This is a genomic window from Amycolatopsis aidingensis, from assembly GCF_018885265.1.
In the GTDB taxonomy this organism is placed as follows: domain Bacteria; phylum Actinomycetota; class Actinomycetes; order Mycobacteriales; family Pseudonocardiaceae; genus Amycolatopsis; species Amycolatopsis aidingensis.
On record NZ_CP076538.1, the window covers coordinates 2,871,955 to 2,887,238 of the forward strand.

Genomic DNA, 15,284 nt, shown 5'->3' on the forward strand with positions numbered 1-15,284 from the left:
ACCTGCGGTGAGTGGCCCGTTCCCTGCGAAAAGCGCAGTGAACGGGCCGCTCACTGCGGTCGGTTAGGAACCTATGGCGCGACAGATCGCGGGGCACGAGCAGCCCGTGGGCAGTACCCGCACCCTGGAGTCCTCCGCGGACGGTTCGCTGGTGAAGCGCACGGTGCTGCCGGGCGGGCTGCGGGTGATCACCGAACGGATACCGGGCTCGAGTTCGGCGACCGTCGGCCTGTGGGTCGGGGTCGGCTCCCGGGACGAGCAGCCCGCCGTCGCCGGTGCCGCGCACTACCTGGAACACCTGCTGTTCAAGGGGACCGGCAGGCGGGACGCCACCCGGATCGCCGAGGAGATCGACGCGGTCGGCGGCGAGTTCAACGCGTTCACCGCCAAGGAGCACACCTGTTACTACGCGCAGGTGCTGGACGAGGACCTGCCGCTGGCCGTGGACCTGGTGACCGACGTGGTGTTCGACGCGCTCTGCGCGGACTCCGATGTGGACACCGAGCGCAGCGTGGTGCTCGAGGAGATCGCGATGCGCGACGACGACCCCGAGGACCTGCTGCACGAGACCTTCGTGCACGCCGTGCTCGGCGAGCACCCGCTCGCCAGGCCGGTGCTCGGCACCGAGTCCTCGATCACCGGGATGTCGGCGAGCGCGCTGCGTTCCTTCTACCGGCGCCGCTACACCCTGCCGCGGATGGTGCTGGCGGTAGCCGGAAATCTCGAGCACACCGCGGTGCTTCGCCTGGTACGGAAGGCACTGCGCGACAGACTGTCCGGTTCGGACGGACCACGGGCGCCGCGTGCCGGGAAGGCCCGGATTCCCGCGGCGCGCAAGCTGGCGCTGCGCACCGACGACACCGAGCAGGCGCATGTCATGCTCGGCCTGCGGGCGTTGTCCCGGCACGACGAGCGCCGGTTCACCCTGTCGGTACTGAACGCGGCACTCGGCGGCGGGATGAGCTCGCGGCTGTTCCAGGAGGTGCGGGAACGGCGCGGACTCGCCTACCAGGTGTACTCCTCGGTGGCCAGTTACGCCGATGCCGGGCACCTCTCGGTGTACGCTGGCTGCCAGCCGGAGCGGCTCGGCGAGGTCGCCGGGCTGCTGGGGGAGCTGCTCGGCAAGGTCGCCGAGGACGGTCTGACCGACACCGAGGTGGCGCGGGCGAAGGGGCAGCTGCGCGGCAGCCTGGTGCTCGGCCTTGAGGACACCGCCTCCCGGATGTCCCGGATCGGCAAGAACGAGCTGAACTACGGCGAGTATCTCGGGGTGCGCGACACCATCGCCCGGATCGACGCGGTGACCACGGCGGAGGTCGCCCGGCTCGCGCGCACCCTGCTGCGCAGGCCCGGTGGTATCGCCGCCGCCGCGGTAGTGGGCCCGTACGCTCACGAGGAGGACCTGCCCGACGAACTGCACAGCGTGATCACCTAGCGGACAAGGGAGTGACAGGATGAACCAGCCGGCGCCACGGGGTGCGGACAACCCGATCCGGGTCGGCGTGCTCGGGGCGCGCGGCCGGATGGGTGCCCAGGTGTGCAAGGCCGTCGAGGACGCACCGGACACCCGGCTGGTGGCCGCGGTGGACGCGGACGACCGGATGGCCGACCTCACCGACGCGGGTGCGGAGGTCGTCGTCGACTTCACCCACCCGGACGTGGTGCTGGACAACCTGCGTTTCCTGCTGGAGCACGGGATTCACGCTGTGGTCGGCACCACCGGCTTCGACCAGGCCAAGCTGGACACCGTGCGGGGCTGGCTGGGCGAACGCCCCGAGCTCGGCGTGCTGATCGCGCCCAACTTCGCCCTCGGTGCGGTGCTCGCCATGCGCTTCGCGCAGCAGGCCGCCCGGTTCTACTCCTCGGCCGAGGTCATCGAGCTGCACCACAACCGCAAGGCGGACGCCCCCTCCGGCACCGCCGCGCATACCGCGCGGGTGATCGCGCAGGCCCGGGCGGAAGCCGGCCTGCCAGCGGGCGCGGACGCCACCACCTCCGAGCTGGCCGGTGCCCGCGGGGCCCGGGTGGACGAGGTGCCGGTGCACTCGGTGCGCCTTCCCGGCCTGGTGGCACACGAGGAGATCCTGTTCGGCGGGGAGGGGGAGACGCTGACCATCCGGCACGACTCCCTGGACCGGACCTCGTTCATGCCCGGGGTCCTGGTGGCGGTGCGGTCCATTCCGGGCAAGCTGGGGCTGACCGTGGGCCTGGACAACATCCTGGACCTGTGATGACCCGATGAGGGCGCGTAATATCGCGCTGCTGCTGACCCTCGCGGTCGCCGTGTACCTGGTGCTGCTGGCCGGCCGCGCGGTGGCGCTGCTGCGCACCGGGGAGGTCGTTCCCGTGCTGTTCGGCCTCGGGGTGTTGTTGTTGCCCCTGCTGGGCGTCTGGATCCTGGTGACCACCTGGCGTTCCGGCGTCCGGATCCAGCGCCTGGCCCGCAGGCTGGAGGCGGAGGGCGGGCTGCCCGACGTGTCCGAGCTGCCGCGCCGCCCCTCCGGACGGGTGGACCGCGCGGCCGCCGACGAGTGGTTCGAGCGGCGCAGGGCCGAACTGGCCGCGGAGCCGGAGGACTGGCGGCACTGGTACCGGCTGGCCTACGCCTACGACATCGCAGGGGACCGCAGACGGGCCAGGGCGACCATGCGCAAGGCCGTCGAACTCGAGGCCGCCACGGACGCCTGAGCCCGTTCCGAACCAGCTCTAGAACTGTGTTGCAGAAGGCGCGCGGTCGCCGAACCCGTCTACGGGCCGTGACTTGACCACGGCGGGCACGATGATCGGGCAGGCGGCCCGCAGCCGGGTTCGCGAGGCCTGCGGCCGGGACGCGCGCCCACGCATCACCTTAGGCAACCGTGTTCCGAACCAGCTCTAGAACTGGAGCCAGGCGGCGAACATGGCGGGGGAGGCGGCCAGCGCGCTGAACCGGATGCAACGGCCGAGCAGCCCGGCGGTGAGGAACACCGACATCGGCATGCGCACCAGCCCGGCCAGCACCGTGGTCGCCATGAACGGGGGCAGGCCGAACACGGCGCTGGCCCCGTAGGTTCCGGTCATCCAGTGCGGATGGCGGTGGCAGCGTTCGCGCAACGCCTCCAGCCAGACCCGCACCCGCTTGGTCCGCTCCCGCCAGCGCTGTTTCCGTGCCGAGTCCCGCCCGCTGCCGTGCAGCTTGTCCGCGAGGAAGGGCGGCAGCCGGATCGAGCCGCGCGCGGCGAGGTAGAACAGCAGCTTGCCGGCGACCTGACCGGCAGCCACCACGATCCCGATTGCCAGCCAGGGCACGCCGGAGGTGCTGGAGGCGAGGCCGATCACGAACAGTTCGGCACTGATCAGCGGAACCACGGCGGAGCCGAAGGCCACGCCGAGTGCCACGCACAACCAGCCGAACACGCTGCCTCCCAGTGAGATCCCGCATATCAAGCTAGCAGTCCGGACGGTATGCGCACGGGTGTTCACCCCACTTTTCCGGGGGTGGAGTCCCCACCTCCGGCCAGGGTGCCGGACCCGGGCTGTCGGCTGGTGATCACCTTCCGGTCGGTATTCCTTCACCTGGCGGTGCCAAGCTTGCCCCGTGGCCAGGGCACCCGTCGACGTCGGTCGGCCTGAACGCAGCGACTACTCCGAAACCGGCTTCACCGGGCGGTTCGCCCGGTTCTGCGCGGCGGTGGTGCGCAGGCTGCCGTTCGGTCTTTCCGCCATCGTGCCGCCCAGCCTGCTCGGGTTCGCGCTGATCAACAGCTGCACCTTCGGGGTGGACCTGTTACTGCTGACGTTCTTCCGCGGGGTGCTCGGGCTGCCGGTTGCGGTGGGCTTCACCCTGGCGTACCTGATCGCCTTCGGCCTGGCCTTCGTGCTGAACCGGCACTTCAACTTCCGCTCGCACGCGCCGGTCGGCAGGCAGGCCGTGCTGTACGCGGTCGCGGTCGCGATCAACTACCTGGCGTTCATCCTCGGCGTCGGCGGCGGCCTGGTCGCCCTCGGCCTGCAGTACCACCTTTCCCGCATCATCGCGGGCGCCTGCGAGGCGGCCTACATGTACAGCGTCATGCGCTGGGTGATCTTCCGCGAACCCGGTGGCCGCCGGGAACGGCAAACTCGCCTACGTGAATAGCAAACTCGTGCGTGGACGGCCAACACGTGCGCGTGGGCGGCAAACACGCCGGGCGGGGTGTGTTTGCCGCCCACATCCGCGCGTTGGCTCCCCACATCCGCGCGTTGGCCGTTGGCGGGCGGGTGCGGGGTTACTCGGCGAGGTGCAGGGCGAGGTCGCCGGTGAGGCGTAGTTCGCGAACGGTCCGTTCACCGGTGTCGAGGGTGCGCATGGTGCCGTCCGGATTCCAGCCCACGCTGCGGTAGAAGGCGAGGGAGGCGGAGTCGGACTGGGCCACCCAGGTGATCCCGCGGTGCGCGCCCTGCTCGCGTAGCCCGGCCGCGGCCGCGGCCAGCAGGCGGCCGCCGTGACCCCGGCGGCCCCATCGGGGCTCGACCAGGATGGTGCCGATCAGCCCGGTATGGGCGGCGTCCGCCGGCAGCGCACCGTCCGCACCGGCCACCTCGGCCTCCGGGGCGGGGCCCGCCACGCAGAAGCCCACCGGGAACTCGCCCTCGAAGGCGAGGTAGACCCCGGTCTCCGGATGCGCGATCGCGGCCGCCCACTGCCGCTCGACCTCCTCGGCGTCCAGTTGGTCCAGCACGCTCGCGCCGAGGAGCTCGGCGTAGGCGGCGCGCCAGGTGTCCCGCTGGATCCGGCCGATCTCGGCCACGTCGCCGACGGTGGCGCCGCGGACTTGCGCTGTGCCCATGCGCCCAACGTACGTGGCCCGCGTGGCCAGCCGTGGACCCGGTGTCCGATAACCGCTGTAATTTTTTCGGTGGTTATGAGATCGTCCGATCATGGGGAATCGATCGTGGCCTGCCTGGGTCGCACTGGGCACCGTGTACCTGGTCTGGGGCTCCACCTACCTGGCGATCCGGTATCTCGTCGGCTCGCTGCCGCCGCTGCTGGGGGCCGGACTGCGGTTCGCCGTGGCCGGCCCGCTGCTGCTCGGGCTCGTGCTGTTGTTCGGCGGCCGTCGCGCCCTGCGGATGACCCGCGGGCAGTGCGGCTCCGCCGTGCTGGTCGGGCTGCTGATGGCCGGTGGCGGCCAGGGCCTTCTCACCATCGCCGAGACGCAGGTCGCCTCCGGGCTGGCGGCCCTGCTGGTCGCCTGCGTCCCGCTGTTCGTGCTGATCCTGCGCAGGTTCCTCGGCCAACGGACTCCTGGTGGCACCCTGCTCGGTGTGCTGCTCGGGCTGGCCGGGCTGGCGGTGCTGCTGCTGGTGGGCTCGGCAGGCGGCGGTGCGCACGGCTCGGCATGGTGGGGCCCGTTCGCGGTGCTGCTCGCCGCGCTGAGCTGGTCCATCGGCACCGTGGCGACCACAAGGCTGCCGATGCCTGCCAACCCCTTCGCCGGTTCCGCCGTGCAGTTGTGCACCGCCGGGGTGGCGCTGAGCGCGGCCGGGCTGCTCGCCGGGCAGCGGCTCGACCCCGGCGCGGTCACCGCCGAGTCCTGGCTGGCGCTTGGCTATCTGATCGTGGCCGGATCGCTGGTCGGCTACAGCGCTTACGTCTATGTGCTGCACCGGCTGCCGGTGTCCACCGTGGCCACCTACGCCTACGTCAATCCGGTGATCGCGGTGGTGCTCGGGGTGCTGATCGCCGGCGAGCAGTTCGGCCCCGGGCAGCTGGCGGGTGGCGCGCTGGTGGTGCTGGCCGTGCTGGTGGTGGTGCGGGCGGAGCGCACCGGGGCCCGACCCGACCGGAAAGTGTCGGTGGCTGCTGGCACGATGACGCCATCATGCGAACGGTGAGTACGGCGGTCGCCAGGCGGATCGCGCTGGCGGCACAGGGTTTCACGGATCCACGGCCGGAGGGCGAGCCCACCCGGCGGCATCTGCGGCGGGTGTTGTCCAGGGTGCAGCTGTTCCAGCTGGACTCGGTCAACGTCGCCGTGCGCGCGCACTACGCCCCGTTGTTCGCCCGGCTCGGTGCCTACGATCCCGCGCTGGTGGATGAGGCCGCCTGGTCGCATTCCGCCCGCAGGCCACGGCTGCTGGTGGAGTACTGGGCGCATGAGGCCAGCCTGATCCCGGTGCAGGACTGGCCGCTGCTGCAGTCCGGTGCCAAGCGGCGCGGCTGGTGGAAGGGCTACCAGCGGATCATCGACAACTCGCCGTCCCTGGTGGACGATGTGCTCGCCGTGGTCAAGGAACTCGGGCCGGTGGGGGCGGGCGCGATCGAGCGGCAGCTCACCGGCGGCGCCACCCGCAAGCAGGGCACCTGGTGGGACCGTTCCGAGGTGAAGCAGATCTGCGAGTGGCTGTTCGCCATGGGCCAGCTCACCACCGGCACCCGGCGCAGTTTCCAGCGCTGCTACGACCTGCCCGAACGGGTGCTGCCCCCGGAGGTGCTGGCCAGGCGGGTCGATCCGGAGCAGGCCGCGCGGGAGCTGACCGAACGGGCCGCGCGGGCGCTGGGCATCGCCACCGAACCGGACCTGCGGGACTACTACCGGCTCGGGCCGGACGTCAGCCAGCAGGCCGTGGCCGAACTGGTGGAGCAGGGCACCCTGGAACCGGTCACCGTGCACGGCTGGCGCGCGCAGGCCTACCGGCACGCGGCCGCCAGGGCGCCCCGTTCCGTTCCGGGGCATGCCCTGCTCTGCCCGTTCGACCCGCTGATCTGGGAGCGCTCGCGGACCGAGCGGCTGTTCGGTTTCCACTACCGGATCGAGATCTACGTCCCGGAGCCGAAGCGGACCTACGGCTACTACGTGTTCCCGTTCCTGCTGGATGGCGAGCTGGTCGGCCGGGTCGACCTGAAGGCCGACCGGGCGGGCGGTCTGCTGCGGGTGCCGGGGGCCTTCGCCGAACCCGGAACCGACCACGGCCGCGTCGCCGCGGAACTGGCGGCCGAGCTCCGGACGATGGCGGAGTGGCTGGAGCTGGACGGGGTCGCGGTCGGGGAGCGCGGCGACCTGGCCGGCCCGCTGCGCTCCGTGCTGCGGCGCGGATAGCGGGCGCGGCCCGGGGGCAGGTCAGCCGGCCCCGACCAGCCCGTCGATGCCCTCCCGCAGGCCGCGCAGCACCGCCGCCAGCCCGGTGCGCAACTCGTGGTCGAGCAGCCGGTGCCGCTCGTCGAACTGCCGGTGCACCTCGGGCACCGGCAGCCCGGTGCCCACCACCGTGGCGCCTGCGATCCCGAGCACCTTGGCCAGTTCGTCCTGTGCCCAGGCTGCGCCGTGCGGGCTGGGGCTGGCGCCGAGCACCGCGGCCGGCTTGCCGGTCAGCATCCCGGCGCCATGTGGCCGGGACGCCCAGTCGATGGCGTTCTTCAGCTGGCCGGGGATCGAGCCGTTGTACTCCGGGGTGATCACCAGCAGCCCGTCCGCCGCGGTGACCTCCCGGCGCAACTCCGCCACGGCCGCGGGGACCGGCCCGGCCTCGGCGTCCTGGTCGAACGGTGGCAGGTGCCGCAGGCCGGTCCAGTCCACCAGTTCGGCCCCGGGGCCCAGCTCGTGCCGCGCCGCGTCCAGCAGCCTGCGGTTGAACGAGTCCTGCCGCAGGCTGCCGACGATGCCAAGGATCCTGCTCATGATCGACTCTCCCGGTGCGCTTCCGGCCGGGCTCTCCGGCCTTCCGGGTACGAGCCTCGGGCTAAGGCCGCTGAGTACGCATGAGGCGCCCGCCTTATTTCCGGACCGCACCGGGTGTGCCTGCCCGGGGCACCGGCTCAGGCCGACAGCCCGAGCCGGTGCCGTTCCGCGGCGCCTGGGTCGGCGCGGGCCGTGCCCAGTGCTATGCGGGCCCGGGTGGCCAGCGCGGACACCCTGGCCCGCAGCGGCGCGGCGCCGAGCTCCCCGGCGAGCCGGACGGCCCCGCATCCGCGCCGCCTGGTCGCGCAGCTCGGCCAGCAGCTCCCGGTCCTGCGCCGCCCCGGCCACCTCGGCGCCGATCACCAGCAGCGGCCAGGTGAACCGGGAGGCGGCGGTCAGGTCCGGGGCGTCCAGTGCCTCCCGCACCGTGGCGGCGGCCTCGGCATGCCTGCCCTGTGCCAGCCGTAGCTGCGCGGTCAGCCGTGGCAACTGGGACGGGTCCTGGGTGAACCCGGCGCGGGGGCCGAGTAGCTCCCTGGCGCGGTCCACCAGCCGCTCACCCAGTTCCAGATCGCCGCGGTGCAGGCTGACGAGAGCCTTGAGGCACAACAGATGTGCCAGCGGATTCGGCGGCGGAGCCAGGTCCAGTGCGTACCCGATGGACTCCACGGCCTCTTCCCACCGTCCGGCGGAGATCAGCGGGCCGGCCAGGTTGATCGCGTGCACCGCTCCGTCCGAACGGGACAGACCGGCCGCGCGTGCGGCGGCGAGTCCTTCCCGGGCAAGGGTTTCCGCCTCCGTCAGCCTGCCGAACGCCTGCAGCAGCGAGGATTCCGCCGCCCACGCGCGCATCCGGACGCGGTGTGCCCGGATGGTCTCGGCGATGGCCCGCGCCCTGGCGAACCTCGGTAACTGCCCGTCCAGATCGCCCAGCCGGGCGTCCAGCACGGCCAGGGTGATCAGCGCCGAGGACTCGGTGGGGTCGTCGCCGGTCCGGTGTGCCATGGCCAGCGCCCGCTCCGCCGCCTCCCTGGCCTCGCCGGGCAGCGGGACCTCCATCAACCGCTCGGCCAGCGAGTTCAGCAGGAAGCCGCGGATCGGGCTGGTCTCCGGGGCGAGGCCGACCGCCTCCCTGAGGTCGGCAAGCGCGCCGGCACCGCCTGCCTGGGTGCGCAACTGGCCGCGCCGTTCCAGCATCGCCGCGGTGCGCACCCGCTCGGCCCCGGCGTCCAGCTCGGCCAGTGCCGCGGTGGCCAGCTCCTCGCCCCGGACGTTCTCCCCGGCCCGCAGCGCCGCCTCCGCGGCCGCCGCCCAGGCCGCGGACATAGCCCCCGCTTCCCGTGCCTCGAACAGATGGTGTGCCAGCTCGGTGGCAGGCCGCGCGGCCGCAGAGAGCTCCGGTTCGGCACCCAGCACCTCGGCATAGCGGGCGTGCAGCCCGATCCGCTCGCCGGGCAACAGGTTCCGGTAGACGGCCTCGCGGATGAGCGCGTGCCGGAACAGATAGCCGTCCCCGGCCACGACCAGCACGTTCGCCGCCACCGCGGCCCGGATCGCGGTGGCGAGCTGGTCCGCCGGCAGGTCGCAGACCCGGTCGAGCAGGGTATGGCCTGCCAGTTCGGCGCTCACCGCCGCGGCCCGCACCACCAGCGCGGCCCGCTCACCCAGCCGGTCGACCCCGGCCAGCAGCAGGTCGGCCAGTGCCGCCGGGAGCCCGGCGACATCGCCCCGCCCGCCGTCCAGCAGCGCCTCGACGAACAGTGGGTTGCCCTCGCTGCGCCGGTGCAGCGCGCCGACCAGCTGCGGATCGGGTTCCTCTGCCAGGATGTTACGGGCCTGGGCCAGCACCTCGGTGCGGGACAGCCCGGCCAGCTCGATCCGCTCGGCCCACGGCATCCGGCCGAGTTCGGTGAGCAGCCCGCGCAACGGGTGCGTGCGGTCCAGCTCCTCGGCCCGGTAGGTCACCACGATCAGCGAGCCCGGCGCGCCACGCTGGTTGCGGACCAGGAAGTCCAGCAGGTCCCGGCTGGAGCGGTCGGCCCAGTGCGCGTCCTCGACGACCAGCATGGCCGGGCCCTGCCCGGCGAGCCTGGCCAGCAGCGCCAGCATCCCCTCGAACAGGCGGGGCCGCGCCTCCTCGCCCGTCTCCGTGCCGGGGCCGGGCCTGCCCGGCAGGAGCGGTGCCAGCGCGGTGCGTTCGGTGTCGGTCAACTCGGCGGCGAGGCCGCGCAGGGCGGCGATGAAGGGCGCGAAGGGCAGGCCGTCGGCACCGAGCCCGACACGGCCGCCGAGCAGCAGCCGCAGCGTGTCCGCGTGCGCGGCGTGGAACTCGGTGAGCAGGCGGGATTTGCCGAGGCCCGCCTCGCCACCGAGCAGGACGACGGCGGGCTCGCCTGCCCTGGCGCGGGCGAGTGCGGCGTGCAGCCGGCCGGACTCGGTGGTCCGGCCGACGAAGACCGGGCTGACGGTATTCATGCGTCTTATGGTGCAAGCAGGCTACCCGCGCTATGCCAGCGCCGGTACGGTTTCATTCCGATGACGACATTGGTCTAGACCTTGACGAAATGGTGGTCTAGACCACATGTTGCTCGAGGCGGGCTTCGCGCCCACACCGAGAACCCTGCTCTCGAGGCATAGGAGACCGATGTCCACAAAACGATGGCGTTTTGGCACCCTGCTCATGGCCGGGTCACTGGCGCTGGCCAGCGCGGTGACCGGGACCGCGCAGGCGGCGACCAACCCCACCGCCACCTTCACCAAGGTGTCGGACTGGGGGACCGGGTTCACCGGCCAGGTCGAGATCAAGGCCGGTTCGACCGCGCTGACCTCCTGGACGGTGGAGCTCGCCATGCCGTCCGGTACCAGCATCGGGTCGACCTGGGAAGCGCAGATGACCCGCTCCGGCGACCACTACACCTTCACCAACCGCTCCTACAACGGCAACGTGCCCGCGGGCGGCACGACCACCTTCGGCTTCAACGGCTCCGGCCCCGGTGAGCCGACCGACTGCACGATCAACGGCCACCCCTGTGACGGTTCCTCCGGGGAGCCGGACACCCAGGCGCCGAGCGTGCCCGCCGGGCTCAGCGCGGGGGAGACCACCAGCAGCACCGTTCCGCTGAGCTGGAGCCCCGCGCAGGACAACGTGGGCGTGACCGCCTACGAGGTCTTCCAGGACGGCTCCAGCACCCCGGTCGGCAGCACCGCGTCCACCTCGTTCACCGTGGGTGGCCTGCAGCCGGAGACCACCTACACCTTCCGGGTGCGGGCCAAGGACGAGGCAGGCAACGTCTCCGGCCTGAGCCAGCCGGTGTCGGCGACCACCAAGGAGTTCGGCCAGCCGGGGCCCGGTGGCGACCGCAAGGTCGGTTACTTCACCCAGTGGGGCATCTACGACCGCGGCTACCTGGTGAAGAACCTGGACACCTCGGGTTCGGCTGAGAAGCTGACGCATATCAACTACGCGTTCGGTAACCTCGACTCCTCTGGCAAGTGCTTCCAGGCCAACCAGACCGGCCAGGGTGACGCCTGGGCGGACTACCAGCGGCGGTTCCGGGCCGACCAGACCGTGAACGGCCAGGCGGACAGCTACAACCAGCCGCTGGCAGGCAACCTGAACCAGCTCAAGCAGCTGAAGGAGAAGTACCCGCACCTGAAGGTCAACCTGTCGCTGGGCGGATGGACCTGGTCGAAGTACTTCTCCAACGCCGCGCTGACCGAGGCCTCCCGCGAGGCGCACGTGTCCTCCTGCCTGGACATGTGGATCAAGGGCAACCTGCCGAAGCTCGGCGGGGAGCCGCAGGGTGGTCCCGGTGCCGCGGCCGGGGTCTTCGACGGGATCGACCTGGACTGGGAGTGGCCCGGTTCGGAGGGTGCCGAGGGCAACGTCGTGCGGCCGGAGGACAAGCGCAACTTCACCCTGCTGCTGCAGGAGTGGCGTGAGCAGCTGGACGCCTACGGCGCCCAGACCGGCGAGCACTACGAGCTGACCGCGTTCCTTCCCGCCGACCCGGACAAGGTCACCGCGGGCTACGAGGTGGACAAGATCTTCAACTACCTCGACTTCGCCACGGTGCAGGGCTATGACCTGCACGGGGCCTGGCAGTCGGTGACGAACAACCAGTCGGCGCTGCGGCTGCCGGCCAACGACCCCGGCCCGAAGCCGTTCAGCATCGAGATCGCGGTGAACGCCTGGACCAGCAAGGGCGCTCCGGCCAGCCGGCTGGTGCTCGGCATCCCGTTCTACAGCCGCGGCTGGACCGGGGTGACCGATGCCAACAACGGCCTGCACCAGGACGCCACCGGGCCGGCTCCGGGAACCTACGAGGACGGCATCGACGACTACAAGAAGATCAAGCCGTTGCTCAACCAGGGATACCAGCTGTATCGCGACGAGCAGTCCGGGCACGCGTGGCTGTTCGACGGGAACACGTTCTGGACCTTCGACGACCCCACCGAGATCGCCCGCAAGACGGCGTGGATCAACGATCACGGCCTTGGCGGGGCGATGATCTGGTCGATGGACGGTGATACGGCCAACGGTGAGCTGATGACCGCCGTGCACAACGGCATCGGCTGACACAGGTATCGGCTGATGTGCACTGGCCGCCGCCTTCCCGTGCGGGGGAGGCGGCGGCCAGTCGCGTCACTGGGTGGCGCGGCCAAGCACCGCGTTGCCCGAGCCGGTGCGGGCACGGATGTTCAGGGTCTCGGTCCGTTCCGCGGGTTGCTCGGTCACTTCGAGCTCGCTGGACACCCTGCCCGACCCGGAGGACAGCGAGACCTCGGCGAGCACTCCCTGGCGCAGGCCGATCCGGATGTCCCCGGAACCGGTGATCAGCTCCAGCGAACCGGAGGCGGCGTCCGCCACCGACAACCCGCCACCGCCGCTACGTACCTGCACCTCACCGGCGCAGGCGCCGAGCCAGACCGCACCGGTGCCGGTGGCCAGGGTGGCCGAACCGCCGAGCGAGGCGACCTCGACGTCACCGCTGCCGGTGCGCAGGTGCAGCCCGGACAGGGCCGGGCCGAGCCGGATCGCACCGGTACCGCTGCGCATGGTGGCGGGACCGTCGGCGCGTTCCACGCTCACCTCGCCGGAGCCACTGGACACATCGACCCGGCCCGCGGCGCCGGTCACCTCGACCGCGGCCGCGCCCGAGCGCACCTGCAGCGCCGAGCCCGCGGGTGCGTGCACCGTCACCGCGAGCGGAATGTTGCGCAGTGGCAGGGGTTTCGGCCCGCGCACCACCAGCCGGTTGCCGGTCTGCTCCACCCTGGTCTGCTGCACCGCATCGGCGGGGCCGCCGCCCATGTCCGTGCCGAGCTGCTGGCCGAATTGCTCGCCGACCCAGCTCAGCAGGCTGGACACCCCGGTCAGCCAGGAGTCCTCCGCGCCGGGGGCGTGCCGCACCTCGACCAGCGCCGGGGTGGCCCCGGCCTGCTCGTCCTCCTGCTTGCCGAGGCGGATGTCCACCCGGCCCACGGTGAGGCTGATGTCCAGCTCCAGCGGACCGTCGGTGTCGAAGGTGTGGTTACGGACCAGTTCCTCGCCGTCCGCGGCGTGCTGCTGTTCGGTCATGGCTACCCCTGAACCCAGCCGTGCAGGCGGGAATCGCTGTTGCCGCCGCCCTGCCGGTGCCGCTCGCCGTGCTGATGGTGGTGCCCCTTGCCCTGCAGCGCGCCCTGCACGGCCTGGGAGACAAAGGTGTTCAGCGAGACGCCCTGGGCCGAGGCCGCCTGCTCGGCCTGGCTCTTGAGCTGCTCGAACAGGCGCAGGGTGATCCGGCTGATGTCCCGCCCGTCGATCGGCGGGGGTGGCGGCGGCGGGGTCTCCCGCTCGCTGGTGCCCTCCCGCTCACCGCCGCCGGTGACGACCACCCGGACGTCACGTCCGTCCAGGCGCACGTCCACCACGTGCTCCGGCAGCTCGGCGGTGACCTCGGCGGCCAGGTCGGCCAGCGCGTTCATCAGCGCCAGCCGGGCCGCGGGCTCCAGCGCCGCGGCCAGCACGGTGGCCGCCCGCCGGGTCTGCTCGTCCCCTGCCGAGGCCGCCGTGGCGAGGTCCTCCCGCAGCGTGCTGAGATACGGTGTCAAGTCCATGACGCCATGATGACATCACTCCTGCTGCCATTCAAGGTCGAGCTGATGTCACCATGCAGTCGTGGTGACGGCACCCGCGCCGCCCATCAGAGTGTCGGGGGCGGCCGTTAGGCTGCCTGGGACAGCAGCCGACCAGGGGAGTCCGAGGGAGCGAACGTGGCAGAGACCGTGTCGCCAAAGGTGCAGTTGATCGCGAAGACCGAGTTCTTCCCGCCGGAGGACGTGCCGTGGTCCACCGACGCCGACGGTGGCCAGGCGCTCGCCGAGTTCGCCGGCCGGGCCTGCTACCAGTCCTGGAAGAAGCCGAACCCGAAGACCGCAACCAACGCCGGCTATCTGGACCACATCATCGAGGTCGGCCACCTGTCCGTGCTCGAGCACGGCTCGGTGACCTTCTACATCACCGGCATCTCCCGCTCGCTCACCCACGAGCTGATCCGGCACCGGCACTTCTCCTATTCGCAGCTGTCCCAGCGCTACGTCCCGGAGCGCAACGCGGCCTTCGTCGAGCCGGAGGTGATCGCGGCGGATCCCGAGCTGCACGAGAAGTTCGTCGCCGCGGCACAGGCCAGTGTGGACGCCTACACCGAGCTGCTCGCCGGCCTGGAGCAGAAGTTCGCCGACGCGCCGAGCGCCACCCTGCGCCGCAAGCAGGCCCGCCAGGCCGCGCGTTCGGTGCTGCCGAACGCCACCGAGACCCGCATCGTGGTGACCGGGAACTACCGCGCCTGGCGGCACTTCATCGCCATGCGTGCCACCGAGCACGCCGATGTGGAGATCCGCAGGCTGGCCGTGGAATGCCTGCGGCACCTGCAGAAGGCCGCGTACAACGTCTTCGCCGACTTCACCATCTCCACCCTGCCGGACGGCACCGAGGTCGCCTCCAGCCCGAAGGTCCTCGAAGGCTGATGCGCAGGCTCGCCATCGACGTCCAGCCCGGCGAGTACGCGGTGGCACGGCTGCCGGCCGGTGCGGCGGTGCCAGACCAGCTGCTGCGCCCGCAGGCGCTGGAGCTGGTCTCGGTCACCCGCACCCCGGCCGAGACCTCGGTGATCTGCCCGGCAGGCAGCGTTCCGGACGGGGCCGAGGCGGAGCGGGGCTGGCGGGTGCTGACCGTGCGCGGGCCGCTCGCGTTCACCCTGACCGGGATCATCGCCGCGCTGTCCAGCGAGCTGGCCGCCGCGGGGGTAGCGCTGTTCACCCTGTCCACTTTCGACACCGACCATGTGCTGGTGAAGGAGCCGGATCTGGAACGGGCCGCGTCCGCGCTGCGGGCCGCCGGGCACGAGGTCGCCGGGGACTGACGACTATTCCTCGCAGAGGTAACGGGACGCGGCCCGGATACACGCCGGACGGTGCTGGCACCAGGTCACCGCGAGCCCGGTGGGCGCGCAGGGGCGCTTGCAGTGCAGGCACCGGTCGGCCTTCGGCTTCGCGCTGGCCACGATTTTCTCCCTTGCCTGCGCCCTACGTGCGGCGACCTCCGCGCTCTTGTCGATGGCCTTGTTGATCGTGCCGAGAATGCCCATGGCCGAACCTGCT

General features: G+C 71.7%; 15 protein-coding genes. 9 read left to right on the forward strand and 6 right to left on the reverse strand.

Annotated elements, in window-relative coordinates; all coding sequences use genetic code 11:
• Nucleotides 1–73 precede the first annotated feature (73 nt).
• From KOI47_RS13525 to KOI47_RS13535, 3 genes are read left to right on the forward strand one after another with little or no spacing between them, the layout of a single operon-like run.
• Nucleotides 74–1,435: a M16 family metallopeptidase gene (locus tag KOI47_RS13525; RefSeq protein WP_216216313.1), complete on the forward strand. Its 1,362-nt coding sequence runs from the start codon at nucleotides 74–76 to the stop codon at nucleotides 1,433–1,435.
• 19 nt (nucleotides 1,436–1,454) lie between these two features.
• Nucleotides 1,455–2,231 (forward strand): 4-hydroxy-tetrahydrodipicolinate reductase, encoded by a 777-nt coding sequence (gene dapB, locus KOI47_RS13530; protein ID WP_216216314.1) that lies wholly within the window; start codon nucleotides 1,455–1,457, stop codon nucleotides 2,229–2,231.
• Between the two features lie 7 nt (nucleotides 2,232–2,238).
• A complete protein-coding gene (locus KOI47_RS13535; RefSeq protein ID WP_216216315.1) occupies nucleotides 2,239–2,688 on the forward strand; it encodes a hypothetical protein in 450 nt (149 codons plus the stop codon).
• 186 nt (nucleotides 2,689–2,874) lie between these two features.
• On the opposite strand, the gene KOI47_RS13540 is transcribed toward KOI47_RS13535, so the two are convergent.
• Nucleotides 2,875–3,396: a YqaA family protein gene (locus KOI47_RS13540; protein ID WP_216216316.1), complete on the reverse strand. Its 522-nt coding sequence runs from the start codon at nucleotides 3,394–3,396 to the stop codon at nucleotides 2,875–2,877.
• Nucleotides 3,397–3,577: 181 nt separating this feature from the next.
• Between KOI47_RS13540 and KOI47_RS13545 the strand changes: the two genes are divergently transcribed.
• The gene (locus tag KOI47_RS13545; protein ID WP_232376725.1) at nucleotides 3,578–4,117 is read left to right on the forward strand and encodes a GtrA family protein; all 540 of its coding nucleotides are present in this window, start codon (nucleotides 3,578–3,580) and stop codon (nucleotides 4,115–4,117) included.
• Between the two features lie 130 nt (nucleotides 4,118–4,247).
• Here KOI47_RS13545 and KOI47_RS13550 read toward each other — a convergent pair whose 3' ends face one another.
• A complete protein-coding gene (locus tag KOI47_RS13550) occupies nucleotides 4,248–4,808 on the reverse strand; it encodes a GNAT family N-acetyltransferase (RefSeq protein ID WP_216216317.1) in 561 nt (186 codons plus the stop codon).
• Nucleotides 4,809–4,899: 91 nt separating this feature from the next.
• Here KOI47_RS13550 and KOI47_RS13555 point away from each other — a divergent pair, with 91 nt between their 5' ends.
• Both KOI47_RS13555 and KOI47_RS13560 read left to right on the forward strand, forming a co-directional pair.
• Complete coding sequence (locus KOI47_RS13555) at nucleotides 4,900–5,856, forward strand: EamA family transporter (RefSeq protein WP_216216318.1); 957 nt, start codon at nucleotides 4,900–4,902, stop codon at nucleotides 5,854–5,856.
• On the forward strand, nucleotides 5,844–7,061 hold the full coding sequence (locus KOI47_RS13560; protein WP_216216319.1) for a winged helix-turn-helix domain-containing protein: 1,218 nt from the start codon (nucleotides 5,844–5,846) through the stop codon (nucleotides 7,059–7,061). Before KOI47_RS13555 ends, KOI47_RS13560 begins: the two co-directional genes overlap by 13 nt.
• A 21-nt stretch (nucleotides 7,062–7,082) precedes the next feature.
• On the opposite strand, the gene KOI47_RS13565 is transcribed toward KOI47_RS13560, so the two are convergent.
• Entirely contained in the window at nucleotides 7,083–10,115 is a 3,033-nt protein-coding gene (locus tag KOI47_RS13565) for an NAD(P)H-dependent oxidoreductase (RefSeq protein WP_216216320.1), read from the reverse strand.
• Nucleotides 10,116–10,284: 169 nt separating this feature from the next.
• Here KOI47_RS13565 and KOI47_RS13570 point away from each other — a divergent pair, with 169 nt between their 5' ends.
• Nucleotides 10,285–12,219: a glycoside hydrolase family 18 chitinase gene (locus KOI47_RS13570; protein WP_216216321.1), complete on the forward strand. Its 1,935-nt coding sequence runs from the start codon at nucleotides 10,285–10,287 to the stop codon at nucleotides 12,217–12,219.
• Nucleotides 12,220–12,285: 66 nt separating this feature from the next.
• On the opposite strand, the gene KOI47_RS13575 is transcribed toward KOI47_RS13570, so the two are convergent.
• Entirely contained in the window at nucleotides 12,286–13,221 is a 936-nt protein-coding gene (locus KOI47_RS13575; RefSeq protein ID WP_216216322.1) for a DUF4097 family beta strand repeat-containing protein, read from the reverse strand.
• Nucleotides 13,222–13,223: 2 nt separating this feature from the next.
• Nucleotides 13,224–13,742 (reverse strand): toxin-antitoxin system HicB family antitoxin, encoded by a 519-nt coding sequence (locus tag KOI47_RS13580; RefSeq protein ID WP_216216323.1) that lies wholly within the window; start codon nucleotides 13,740–13,742, stop codon nucleotides 13,224–13,226.
• A 156-nt stretch (nucleotides 13,743–13,898) separates the two neighbouring features.
• On the opposite strand from KOI47_RS13580, the gene thyX reads away from it, so the two are divergent.
• On the forward strand, nucleotides 13,899–14,651 hold the full coding sequence (gene thyX, locus KOI47_RS13585) for an FAD-dependent thymidylate synthase (protein WP_216216324.1): 753 nt from the start codon (nucleotides 13,899–13,901) through the stop codon (nucleotides 14,649–14,651).
• Nucleotides 14,651–15,046 carry an ACT domain-containing protein gene (locus KOI47_RS13590; RefSeq protein WP_216216325.1) on the forward strand — a complete coding sequence of 132 codons (396 nt, stop codon included), beginning with the start codon at nucleotides 14,651–14,653 and terminating at the stop codon, nucleotides 15,044–15,046. The genes thyX and KOI47_RS13590 overlap by 1 nt, the downstream gene beginning before the upstream one ends.
• 3 nt (nucleotides 15,047–15,049) lie before the next feature.
• Here KOI47_RS13590 and KOI47_RS13595 read toward each other — a convergent pair whose 3' ends face one another.
• Nucleotides 15,050–15,271 (reverse strand): hypothetical protein, encoded by a 222-nt coding sequence (locus tag KOI47_RS13595; protein WP_216216326.1) that lies wholly within the window; start codon nucleotides 15,269–15,271, stop codon nucleotides 15,050–15,052.
• Nucleotides 15,272–15,284 lie beyond the last annotated feature (13 nt).

Coding starts and splice junctions, on each gene's coding strand:
- KOI47_RS13525 (WP_216216313.1), top strand. CDS start 74: ATGGCGCGACAGATCGCGGGGCACGAGCAGCCCGTGGGCAGTACCCGC.
- dapB (WP_216216314.1), top strand. CDS start 1,455: ATGAACCAGCCGGCGCCACGGGGTGCGGACAACCCGATCCGGGTCGGC.
- KOI47_RS13535 (WP_216216315.1), top strand. CDS start 2,239: ATGAGGGCGCGTAATATCGCGCTGCTGCTGACCCTCGCGGTCGCCGTG.
- KOI47_RS13550 (WP_216216317.1), bottom strand. CDS start 4,808: ATGGGCACAGCGCAAGTCCGCGGCGCCACCGTCGGCGACGTGGCCGAG.
- KOI47_RS13555 (WP_216216318.1), top strand. CDS start 4,900: ATGGGGAATCGATCGTGGCCTGCCTGGGTCGCACTGGGCACCGTGTAC.
- KOI47_RS13560 (WP_216216319.1), top strand. CDS start 5,844: ATGCGAACGGTGAGTACGGCGGTCGCCAGGCGGATCGCGCTGGCGGCA.
- KOI47_RS13565 (WP_216216320.1), bottom strand. CDS start 10,115: ATGAATACCGTCAGCCCGGTCTTCGTCGGCCGGACCACCGAGTCCGGC.
- KOI47_RS13570 (WP_216216321.1), top strand. CDS start 10,285: ATGTCCACAAAACGATGGCGTTTTGGCACCCTGCTCATGGCCGGGTCA.
- KOI47_RS13575 (WP_216216322.1), bottom strand. CDS start 13,221: ATGACCGAACAGCAGCACGCCGCGGACGGCGAGGAACTGGTCCGTAAC.
- KOI47_RS13580 (WP_216216323.1), bottom strand. CDS start 13,742: ATGGACTTGACACCGTATCTCAGCACGCTGCGGGAGGACCTCGCCACG.
- KOI47_RS13590 (WP_216216325.1), top strand. CDS start 14,651: ATGCGCAGGCTCGCCATCGACGTCCAGCCCGGCGAGTACGCGGTGGCA.
- KOI47_RS13595 (WP_216216326.1), bottom strand. CDS start 15,271: ATGGGCATTCTCGGCACGATCAACAAGGCCATCGACAAGAGCGCGGAG.